The following is a 9,817-nucleotide window of genomic DNA, read 5'->3' as shown; positions in this document are numbered from 1 at the left end:
GCGTGGTCGTCATCGACTGCACCGACACCGGCGCGTCCCCGCCCACCGCCACCGACCCGACCTGGATCCGCCGGCTCCTCCGCCGCTCGGCGAGCGGTCGCGGGCGGACCCCGGGGACTCCGAGGGGGACAGCGGTCACGACCTCACCTCCGGTTCCCGGAGGCGGTCTCGCGCAGGGCGCGCAGCGACTCCTTCAGGGACCCCATGGTGGCGAGGACCGCGGTGGGCTCGTAACCGCAGTGCGCCATGCAGTTGGCGCAGCGCGGGTCCTTGCCGCGGCCGTACCGGTCCCAGTCGGTGTCCTCGATCAGCTCCCGGTACGTCGGCACGTACCCGTCGCTCATCAGGTAGCAGGGGCGCTGCCAGCCGAAGAGCGAGTAGTTCGGGATCGCCCACGCGGTGCACGGGAAGTCGACCCGGCCCTCGAGGAAGTCCAGGAACAGCGGGGAGTGGTTCAGCCGCCAGCGGCTCCGGTTGCCCCCCGCGAAGGCCTTCCTGAACAGTTCGCGGGTCTGCTCCACGCCCAGGAAGTGCTCCTGGTCGGGGGCCTTCTCGTAGGCGTAGGCGGGCGAGATCATCATCTCGTCGACCTCGAGGTCGTCGTTGAGGTAGTCGAGCACCTCGACGACGGTCTGCGGGGTGTCGGTGTTGAAGAAGGTCGAGTTGGTGGTGACCCGGAAGCCGCGCCGCTTGGCCTCCTTGATGGCCGCCACGGCCTCGTCGAACACCCCCTCCTTCGCGACGGACTCGTCGTGCCGCTCCCGCAGCCCGTCGATGTGCACGGCGAACGCGAAGTACCGGGAGGGGGTGAACCGGTCCATCTTCCTGCGCAGCAGCAGGGCGTTGGTGCACAGGAAGACGTATTTCCTCCTGGCCACCAGCTGCCGGACGATCTCGTCGATCTGGGGGTGCATCAGCGGCTCGCCGCCGGCGATCGACACCATCGGGGCGCCCGACTCCAGCACCGCGCCCACGGCCTGGGCGACCGGCATGCGCTGCTTGAGCACCCCGGCCGGGTGCTGGATCTTCCCGCAGCCCTCGCACTTGAGGTTGCAGGCGAAGAGCGGTTCCAGCTCGACGATGAGCGGAAACTTGTCCCGCCGGCGGAGCTTCTGTTCGGCCAAGTATGTAGCGACCTTGATGGACTGGCGCAGCGGCATGGCCATCTGGCTCACCTCCTGGGGAGCAGCGAGGAACGGTGCCATTCATAGAAAGCCGGCAGGACGGAGCGAAGGACACGGAAAGCCGATATTCCACCGCGCACCGTGCCGATCCGGACCAGTTCGTGTTCCGGAGCGTCCACGACCACCCGGACGGCCGCAACCGGACGGTCACCCGCGTGGACGGCGCTCAGCAGCGTGGCCGCGGATTCCATGTCGACCGCGATCGCGCCGGTCGCGAGCAGTTCGGACCGCTCGTGGCCGCGGACGACGTGGTCGGAGCCGGTGAGCGGACCGGTGTGGACGGTGCGCCCGGGCACCGTGCGCACCAGCTCCTTCACCAGCAGCCCGGTCCCGGCGCACGGCACGCTGCCGCGCGGGTACCGGGTCTCCTCGGCGACGACCAGGTCGCCGGGGTGCATGCCGGGGGCGAGCCCCGCGCAGAAGCCGGTGGCCAGGACGGCCGCCCCCCGCAGGGCCGGGCCGGCGAGCACCCGGGTGACGGAGCGCTCGGCCGCCGCCGGCCCCATGCCCGTGCGCAGGACCGTGACGGGCCCGCCCGCGCTCCCCGCGCCCCGCGCGGCTCCGGCGCGCAGGGCGAACTGCTCGATGCCGAGCGCACAGGCGATCAGCAGCGGGGCCGCGGCGGGCCGGGCGTCCATCAGCCGCCCTTCGCCTCGGCGAGGGACTGCTCCCGGCCGGCGCCCTCCCGCACGGCGGCGGCCTTCGCCGCGGGGGGCTTCTTGGCGAAGGGCTCCCCGTTCACGTACCGGCCGAGCGCGGTGAGCGGGAAGACCTGCCGGTAGAGGTGGTAGTTGATGGAGAAGTCCCAGGGGAAGCCGGTGCCGGTGAAGTACGGCTCGTCCCAGGAGCCGTCCTCGCGCTGGGTGGCGGCCAGCCACTCGATGCCTCGCTCGACGGCCCGGGAGTGCTTCTCGCCCGCCGCCAGCAGCGCCATCAGCGCCCATGCCGTCTGCGAGGCGGTCGAGGCGCCCCGGCCGCCCCACCGGCGGACGTCCCGGTAGGAGCGCAGGTCCTCGCCCCAGCCGCCGTCGTCGTTCTGGACCGACTCCAGCCAGGCCACGGCCCGCCGGATCGCCGGGTGCGAGCCGGGGACCCCGGCCGCGGTCAGCGCGGGGACGACGGAGCCGGTGCCGTAGAGGTAGTTGACGCCCCAGCGGCCGAACCAGGAGCCGTTCGGCTCCTGTTCGGTGAGCAGCCACCGGACGCCGCGCCGGGTGCGCGGGTCGCGGGCGAGGCCCTCGGCGGCGAGCATCTCCACGACGTGCGCGGTGACGTCGGCGGACGGCGGATCGATGACCTCGCCGAAGTCGCAGAACGGCAGCCGGTTGGGCAGCGGGCTGGTGTTGTCGACGTCGAAGGCTCCCCAGGCCCCGTTCCTCGACTGCATGCCGAGGTTCCAGCGCACCCCGCGCCCGATGGCGTTGTCCACCCGTTCGGGGTCGTGGTGCTTGACCCGGCGCAGTGCGAGGACCACTTCGGCGGTGTCGTCGATGTCGGGGTAGTTGTCGTTGTGGAACTCGAACGCCCAGCCGCCCGGCGGCAGGTGGGGTCTGCGCACGGACCAGTCACCGGGCCGCACCACCTGCTCGCCCAGCATCCAGTCGGCGGCCTTGACCAGTTGCGGGTGGTCGGCGGGCAGGCCCGCGTCGGCCAGCGCGATGGTGGCGAGGCAGGTGTCCCACACCGGGGACTGGCAGGCCTCGATCATCCGGGCCCCGTCCTCGCGCCACACGGCGAACCGGTCCAGCGACTCCAGGCCGGCCCGCATCACGGGGTGGTTCAGGTCGTAGCCGAGCAGGTGGAGCGCGATGATCGAGTACACGGCCGGGGGCTGGATGCCGCCCCAGCAGCCGTCGTTCTCCTGCCGCTCGATGATCCAGCGGGCGGCGGTGTTCATGGCCGCCCTGCGCAGCCGGCGCGGGACGGCCCCGCGCAGGACGTGCAGGGCCCGGTCCAGCCGCTGGAAGGCCCCGTCCCAGCCGGCCGCCGGGGCGAGGGGCCTCGGCGGGCTGGGACGGGCGGGGTCGGTGTGCAGCTCGTCGAGCGGGAACGGGGCGGGACGCACCGGGCGCTCGGCGGAGACGATCGTCAGCGGGACGATGGTCTGCCGGGCCCAGCAGCCGAAGTCGTAGATGTTGAGCGGCGCCCAGGAGGGGAACCAGATCAGCTCGGGCGGGAGCTCGGGCAGGTCCTCCCACCTCCACCAGCCGAACAGGGCCAGCCAGATCCGGGTGAAGACCCGGGAGGCGGCGATGCCGCCCTGCCCGCGGACCCAGGCGGAGGCCCGCGCCATGTGCGGGGCGTCGGGCGGGTCGCCCGCCAGGCGCAGCGCGACGTACGCCTCGATGGTGGTGGAGAGCTCGCCCGGCCCGCCGTGGAAGGTGGCCCAGGTGCCGTCCTCGCGCTGCTCCCCCCGGATGAACAGGGCGGCGGCCCGGGTGGTGTCCTCGTCGCGGATGCCGAGGAACTGGCGCAGCAGCAGGTCCTCGGCGTCCATCGTGACGTTGGTCTCGAGGTCGCCCTTCCACCAGCCCTGGTCGCTCTGCCGGGACAGCAGGAAGTCGGTGGCGCGCCGCATGGCGCGGGCGGCGATGTCGGGAACCCCGGCCGCCTCGGGGATGTCGATGTCGGTGTCGCTGGCCGCGGTCACTCGGGACGGCAGGGTTGCCCCGGTGCTTCCGTCGGTCGTCGCTGTCATGGCTTCCCCTTCGTGCAGTCCTGCAAGTCGTGGTGTCTGCTGTGGGTCCGCCGTCGGCCGGTGCTGTTCTCCCCGCAACACCGGCCGGCGACTACGCGAGGGCTATTCGACCGATAGTGATCATCTCTTTCGTACGACGACGAAGTCCGCGAGCGCCGTGAACCGGTCCCGCACCCGGTCGGGCATGTCGACGGCGTCGAGGGCTTCGATGGCGGTGGTGTGCTGGCGACGCGCCTCTTCGGCGGTCCACTCCCGGCCGCCCGCCTCCTCGATGAGGGCGGCGCGGGCCGCGAACTCCTCCTCGGAGAAGTTCGCGAAGTCGCTGCTCTTGGCGTCGGCGGCGAGGATCTCGCCGAGCCGTGCGGAGGCCGGGCCGCCGGAGGCGAGCGCGGCCACGACCGGGAGGGACTTCTTGCGCTGGCGCAGGTCGCTCCAGGTCTGCTTGCCGGTGGTCTCCGGGTCGCCCCAGATGCCGAGGAGGTCGTCCACGGCCTGGAAGGCGAGGCCGAGGTGGTAGCCGTACTTCTCCAGGCCGTCGGCGGTGCGCTCGTCCGCGCCGCCGAGCACCGCGCCGATGGAGCTGGCGCAGGCGAGCAGGGCGCCGGTCTTGTTGCCCTCCATCTCCAGGCACTCCTCGACGCCGACGCGGTCGCGGTGCTCGTAGGCGATGTCCTGGGCCTGGCCGTCGATGAGCGCGCGGCTCGCGGTGGCCAGCCGGCGGGCGGCGCGGCCCGCCTCGACGGTGCCGAGTTCCAGCAGCACCTCGCTCGCCAGGGCGAACAGGGCGTCGCCGACCAGGATGGCCTGGGCGGGGCCGTGCACCTTCCAGACGGTGTCGCGGTGCCGGCGCTGCTCGTCGCCGTCCATCAGGTCGTCGTGCAGCAGCGAGAAGTTGTGGACCAGCTCGACGGCGACCGCGCCGGGGACGCCGGTCTCCGGCGCCGCACCGGTGACCTCGGCGGACAGCACGGCGAGGGCGGGGCGCACGGCCTTGCCGCCGTCGCCGTCCGCGGGCCGGCCCTGGGCGTCGATCCAGCCGAAGTGGTAGGCGGCGACCGTGTCCATGGGAGGTGCCAGGCGGTCCACGGCCGCCCGCAGTACCGGCGTGGCCAGGGTCCGGCCGCGCTCCAGGAGCGCGGACACGTCCACCGCGGTCCTTCGAGCGGCCTGCGAGGCCGGGGGCACAGGGGGCACAGTCTCTCCTCTTGTTGCGGTACCGGGGGTGCGGAGGTCTGCCGCGCCGCGCTGGTCGCGCGTCATGCCGCCTCCTCGATCGCGAAGAGGTGGCGGGGGCGGGGCCGGCCGAGGGCGTCCAGCGCGGCGTCCGCCGCGCCGATGCCGCTGCGGACCGCACCCTCCATGGTCGCGGGCCACCCGGTGGCGGTCCACGCGCCGGCCAGGTACAGGCCGGGTGCCTTGGTGCGGGCGCCGGGCCTGAGCCGTCCGACGCCGGGGGCGGGAACGAACGTCGCGGCCCGTTCCCGGGTGACGAAGAAGTCCTGCACGCGGGCGCCGCGGGCGCGCGGCAGCAGCCGCTCGAGTTCGGGCAGGTAGCGCTCGCGCAGCACGGCCACGGGGTCGTCGATCTCGTCCTGGGCGACCGACTGGGACACCGCCAGGTACTGGCCCTCCGTCAGCCCGGACGCCCCGGTGCGGTCGAAGACCCACTGCACGGGGGTGCCGAGGGCCGCGAGGAAGGGCCGGGTGAGGACCGTGCGGTCGTAGACGACGTGGACGTTGAGGATCGGCGCGGTGCCGATGCCGAGCAGCCGCTCGGGGGCGTCCAGCGCGCCCGCGGGCAGCAGGTCGTACGCCTCGCGCTGCGGTACGGCGAGGACGACCGCGTCCGCCGGCAGCGTCCCGCCGGGAACCCGGACGCTCCACCCTCCGTCGCCGTCCGCGCGGACGGAGGTGACCCGGGTGCGGACCTCGGTGCGCACGCCCGCGGAGTCGAGCGCCTTGCGGGCGAGCCGGTCGTGCAGGTCGCCCAGGGGGACGTGCGCCCAGCCGATGTCGGCCGCGCCCGGGTCGGACAGCAGACCGGTCTTGAACACCATCGCGGCGAGCGCCAGGGAGGCGTCGCCCGCGACCGCGTTGAGGGTGGCGACCCCGACCAGGTCCCACAGGGCCTCGACGGCGCGCGGCGACTGGCCGTGCGCGGTCAGCCAGCTGCCGAAGTCCCGGGTGTCCAGGGCCGGGTCGGCGAGATCGAGCCGCTTCAGCGCGAGCGCGGCCCGGACCGCCCCGGCCCGGTCGGCGAGCGAGAGGTGGGGGTACGTGGCGAGGCTGCGTCCCAGGTGCAGGGGCACGGGCAGCGCGTCGCGCCGCAGCCGGCCGAGCCGCCGTCCCTCGGGACGCGCGACGTCGACGACGGGCACGTCGAGCCGGTCCTGCAGCGGCGCCAGCTCCGCGCCTCCGACGCGGTCGAGGAACCACCGGTAGGCGGTGCAGCAGCGCAGGTAGACGTGCTGGCCGTTGTCGACGGTCAGGTCGCCGCGCCGGAAGGAGAAGGCGAGTCCGCCGAGCCGGGGCCGGCCTTCGAGCAGGGTGACGCGCACCCCGGCGTCGGCGAGCGCGAGCGCGGCGGTCACGCCGGCGATCCCGCCGCCGACCACGACGGCGTGTCTGGCGGCCGGCGCCGGGTCGTCCGCGAGCGGCCCCTGCGACCGTGTGCCGTGGGTCATCGTGCACTCCCCCCTGCCCGGTCGCCGTGCCGCAGCGGTGCGCGGCCGGCCGTCTCCGTCTGGGACGCGGTGTCGTGGCGGAGGGTTGCCCGCCGCCCCTCGCCGGGGATGCCGCCCGGAAGCAGGATGCCCATCAGGCGCGCCTCCTGACGGTCCGGCGGGACACGTGCCGGGCGTCCAGCCCGGACAGGCCGCGCACCGCGACGTACGCCTTCTCGTGCCCGGGCAGGGAGACCCGGCCGCGCAGCACGGCCCCGGGGTCGCGCTCGATGCGGTCGAGCAGCCGGCGGTAGATGCCGGCCATGGCGGCGACGCAGGCGCCGCTGCGCCGGTCGAGCAGGGGGAGCAGCCGGTAGCCCTCGGCGAAGAGGGCGCGCGCCCGGCGCACTTCGAAGTGCACGAGCCCCGCGAAGTCGGAGCCCTCCGGCGGGGTCGGCCCGTCGAACCCGCCGGAGCAGCCGAACTTGGCGAGGTCGTCGGCCGGCAGGTAGGTGCGTCCGCCCTCGGCGTCCTCGCGGACGTCCCGGAGGATGTTGGTGAGCTGGAGCGCCAGGCCGAGGGTGTCGGCGTACTCGGGCGCCCGCTCGGCGCCGCGCGCTCCCCGTTCGGTGCCGAACACCCCGAGCGAGAGCCGTCCGATGGCGCCCGCGACACGGCGGCAGTAGACCTTCAGGTCGTCCCAGGTCTCGTAGGCCTCGCCGCGCAGGTCCATCTGGACGCCGTCGATGAGTTCGTCCAGGCCGCCGAGCGGGATCGGGAAGCGCGCGGCGGCGTGGGCGAGGGCGACCGCGACCGGGTCGGTGTCGTCCTCGTCGACCGCTCCGTCGCGGATCCGGGTGAGCAGCGCCCGGGTGTCCTCCAGCCGGGTGGCCTTGACGTCGTCCGCCAGCGCGCCGTCGCCGATGTCGTCGACCCGCCGGGAGAACGCGTACAGCGCCGACATCGCGCGCCGCTTGGGCGTCGGCAGCAGCCGGATGCCGTAGGCGAAGTTGCGGGCCTGGTGCCCGGTGACGGCCTCGCAGTAGCGGTAGGCGGCGAGTACCGGCGCGGACGTGTGCGGTTCCGGCTCCACGGCCCGGATCACCCCTCTCCTCGCAGCGTCACGCCCACCTCGCGCAGCAACCGGAGCTTGCCGGACCTGGGGGGGCCGGAAAGGACGTCGTACTCGGCGGCGGCGATCGCCCGGACGGCCGCCCTTCCTCCCGCCACGAAGCCCGCGAGCAGCAGCTTCAGTCTCCCGTGGACGCTGCCCACGAGGGGGGTGCCTTCGTCCAGCAGGTCACGGGCGCGTCGGGTCTGGTACGCGATCAGTGCGCGCACCGACGCGCCGGCGGTGTCCGCGGCGAGATCCGCCTCCGTCACGTGGAAGCGCTTCATGTCCGCGGCGGGCAGGTAGACGCGGTCGCGGTCGAGGTCCTCGGCGACGTCCTGGAGGTGCTCCACGATCTGCAGGGCCGTGCAGACCGCGTCGGAGCGGCGGACGCGCTCGGGCGTCGAGGTGCCGGTGACGGCGAGGACGAGCCGGCCGACGGGGTTGGCCGACAGCTCGCAGTAGGCGAGCAGGTCGTCGTAGGTCCCGTACCGCTTGACCACCTGGTCCTGGCGGTTGGCGGCGATCAGGGCGAGGAAGGGCCCGGGGGTCAGCGCGTGGCGGCGGACCGTCGGCCGGAGCCTGCGCAGCAAGGGATGGCGCGGTCCGCGGGCGGACCCGTCGAACACGCGGCGCAGGTCGTCCTCGAGGGCGTCCAGCAGCACCAGCCGGTCCCCGGCCTCCTCGGCGGACACACCGAGGAGGCGGGCGTCACCGCCGCCGGGGGCCAGGTCGCCGTCGCCGACGTCGTCGACCAGACGGGCGAAGCCGTACACGGCCATGAGGTCGTCGCGCCAGGGCCGGGGGAGGAAGAAGGGGGCCACCGGGAAGTTCTCGGCGGTGGCCTTGTCGAGCGTGGCGCGCTCGGGGTCGACGGTGCGCACTCCGGGGGCGGGCGTCATCGCGGGCTGCCTTGGGAGGGGACGGCGCACGCTGCGTTCAACCGGGGAGTCTCCGTAGCCATTGCCGTCACATCTCCCGTTCTACACTGCCAACGCAATGCATACTATTTCGGACACGCCCGCCCGGGCTTCCGCCAGGCGGTACCGCTGAAGGGTGGCGGGCATTATGGCCCCGATTGCCGTCTTTCGGGACCGGTACAGCTTACGTTGTACAACGCGGCGTGCTCCGCCGGGGGTCCGGTGCCTCGCGACAGCACCCCGATGGGCGTCAGGATTCCCCGCCGGAGCGGGAGTTGACGCCTCCTTCGCGGACGCCGGACCCCGCCGGAGCGGTTCCGCCGGGGCCCGCCGGGGCGGTTCCGGCGGGGCCCGGGGCGCGCCGGGTCACTTGCCCGTGAACTTCTCGTACTCCTTGAGGACCTCGTCGGTCGGCCCGTCCATGCGCAGCTCGCCGCGCTCCAGCCACAGCACGCGGTCGCAGGTGTCGCGGATCGACTTGTTGTTGTGGCTGACCAGGAACACCGTGCCGGCCTCCTTGCGCAGCTCCCGGATGCGGGCCTCGGAGCGCTTCTGGAAGCTGCGGTCGCCGGTGGCCAGCGCCTCGTCGATCATGAGGACGTCGTGGTCCTTGGCGGCGGCGATGGAGAAGCGCAGCCGGGCCGCCATGCCGGAGGAGTAGGTGCGCATCGGCAGGGTGATGAAGTCGCCCTTCTCGTTGATGCCGGAGAAGTCGACGATCGCCTGGTAGCGCGCCTTGACCTCCTCGCGGGACATGCCCATGGCGAGCCCGCCCAGGATGACGTTGCGCTCGCCGGTGAGGTCGTTCATCAGGGCGGCGTTGACGCCGAGCAGGGAGGGCTGGCCGTCGGTGTAGACCTTGCCCTTCTCGGCGGGCAGCAGGCCGGCGATGGCCCTCAGCAGGGTGGACTTGCCCGATCCGTTGGAGCCGATCAGCCCGATCGCCTCGCCCCGGTAGGCCACGAAGGAGACCCCGCGCACGGCGTGCACCTTGCGCACGCCCCGCCGCGCGTCGTCCTTGCCCCGGCTGAGGATGCGGCTGAGCGCCGCGGTGGCGCTGCCCCTGCCGCCCCCGGCGCCGTTGACGCGGTAGACGATGTGCAGGTCGTCCGCGATGACCGTGGGGACGCGTGCTCCCGTCGTCTCGTCAGCCACGGCCGTACCTCTCCTCCGCCTTCCAGAAGTACACGAAGCCGCCCACCCCGGCCAGCAGCGCCCAGCCCACCGCGAACGCCCACACG

The 9,817-nt window shown here is 73.7% G+C and carries 9 protein-coding genes and 2 pseudogenes; all 11 read right to left on the bottom strand.

Going from position 1 to position 9,817, the window contains the following annotated elements; translation table 11 throughout:
• Window positions 1-139: pseudogene (locus ACZ56B_RS32180) on the bottom strand (flavodoxin-dependent (E)-4-hydroxy-3-methylbut-2-enyl-diphosphate synthase); the annotation flags it as partial.
• 4 nt (window positions 140-143) lie between these two features.
• On the bottom strand, window positions 144-1,166 hold the full coding sequence (gene hpnH / locus ACZ56B_RS32175) for an adenosyl-hopene transferase HpnH (protein WP_468798430.1): 1,023 nt from the start codon (window positions 1,164-1,166) through the stop codon (window positions 144-146).
• A gap of 5 nt (window positions 1,167-1,171) precedes the next feature.
• Window positions 1,172-1,822, bottom strand: a complete 651-nt coding sequence (locus ACZ56B_RS32170; RefSeq protein WP_468798427.1) for a 5'-methylthioadenosine/S-adenosylhomocysteine nucleosidase family protein — start codon at window positions 1,820-1,822, stop codon at window positions 1,172-1,174.
• On the bottom strand, window positions 1,822-3,882 hold the full coding sequence (gene shc, locus ACZ56B_RS32165; protein ID WP_468798424.1) for a squalene--hopene cyclase: 2,061 nt from the start codon (window positions 3,880-3,882) through the stop codon (window positions 1,822-1,824). The genes ACZ56B_RS32170 and shc overlap by 1 nt, the downstream gene beginning before the upstream one ends.
• A gap of 120 nt (window positions 3,883-4,002) precedes the next feature.
• Entirely contained in the window at window positions 4,003-5,067 is a 1,065-nt protein-coding gene (locus tag ACZ56B_RS32160; protein WP_468798433.1) for a polyprenyl synthetase family protein, read from the bottom strand.
• Window positions 5,068-5,138: 71 nt separating this feature from the next.
• Window positions 5,139-6,566: a hydroxysqualene dehydroxylase HpnE gene (gene hpnE / locus ACZ56B_RS32155; protein ID WP_468798421.1), complete on the bottom strand. Its 1,428-nt coding sequence runs from the start codon at window positions 6,564-6,566 to the stop codon at window positions 5,139-5,141.
• On the bottom strand, window positions 6,563-6,700 hold the full coding sequence (locus tag ACZ56B_RS32150) for a DUF6380 family protein (RefSeq protein ID WP_468798418.1): 138 nt from the start codon (window positions 6,698-6,700) through the stop codon (window positions 6,563-6,565). The genes hpnE and ACZ56B_RS32150 overlap by 4 nt, the downstream gene beginning before the upstream one ends.
• Window positions 6,700-7,650: a presqualene diphosphate synthase HpnD gene (hpnD, locus tag ACZ56B_RS32145; RefSeq protein ID WP_468798415.1), complete on the bottom strand. Its 951-nt coding sequence runs from the start codon at window positions 7,648-7,650 to the stop codon at window positions 6,700-6,702. The genes ACZ56B_RS32150 and hpnD overlap by 1 nt, the downstream gene beginning before the upstream one ends.
• Window positions 7,647-8,558 carry a squalene synthase HpnC gene (gene hpnC / locus ACZ56B_RS32140; RefSeq protein WP_468798412.1) on the bottom strand — a complete coding sequence of 304 codons (912 nt, stop codon included), beginning with the start codon at window positions 8,556-8,558 and terminating at the stop codon, window positions 7,647-7,649. The genes hpnD and hpnC overlap by 4 nt, the downstream gene beginning before the upstream one ends.
• Window positions 8,559-8,942: 384 nt before the next feature.
• Complete coding sequence (locus ACZ56B_RS32135; RefSeq protein WP_468798409.1) at window positions 8,943-9,731, bottom strand: ABC transporter ATP-binding protein; 789 nt, start codon at window positions 9,729-9,731, stop codon at window positions 8,943-8,945.
• Window positions 9,724-9,817, bottom strand: a pseudogene (locus ACZ56B_RS32130) (ABC transporter permease); the annotation flags it as partial. The gene ACZ56B_RS32135 and the pseudogene ACZ56B_RS32130, both read right to left, overlap by 8 nt.

It is taken from the genome of Streptomyces sp. NPDC034670, assembly GCF_055574875.1.
This window is presented reverse-complemented; position numbering and strand designations above follow the sequence as displayed.